At 54.9% G+C, this 337-nt stretch carries 1 pseudogene; it reads right to left on the reverse strand.

The window, feature by feature from the left end:
- Positions 1 to 194, reverse strand: a pseudogene (locus tag PY650_RS36920) (hypothetical protein); the annotation flags it as partial.
- Positions 195 to 337 lie beyond the last annotated feature (143 nt).

The following is a 337-nucleotide window of genomic DNA, read 5'->3' on the forward strand; positions in this document are numbered from 1 at the left end:
ATCGCTTCCAGGCGGTACCCCTCCTGTGTCAGCCAATGGGCGAAGTGCGCGATGCAGCACATGTAGGCGCGCTGGGTGCCCGGAGCATATCGCCTTCGTTGCAAATGCTCCCCGCATTGCGAAACGTAAGGCTGAAGAATACTTCCTTCCAGCCAAGCGCGCGGCTGTGGCTGTATGACGATCATCTTTTGCATACTGATCTCCTATTGAGCTGATTACGCTCGATAGGAGACACAAGAATTATGCGCAGTTCGCCAGCCGGAAGTCGTCCGAGAATCCGACGGTTAAAGCCTCCTGCCTCAGCAATCTGCGCATAATCACGAGGTGCACATAATCC

This window comes from Martinezella calliandrae, from assembly GCF_030272695.1.
Taxonomy (GTDB): Bacteria; Pseudomonadota; Alphaproteobacteria; order Rhizobiales; family Rhizobiaceae; genus Rhizobium; species Rhizobium calliandrae.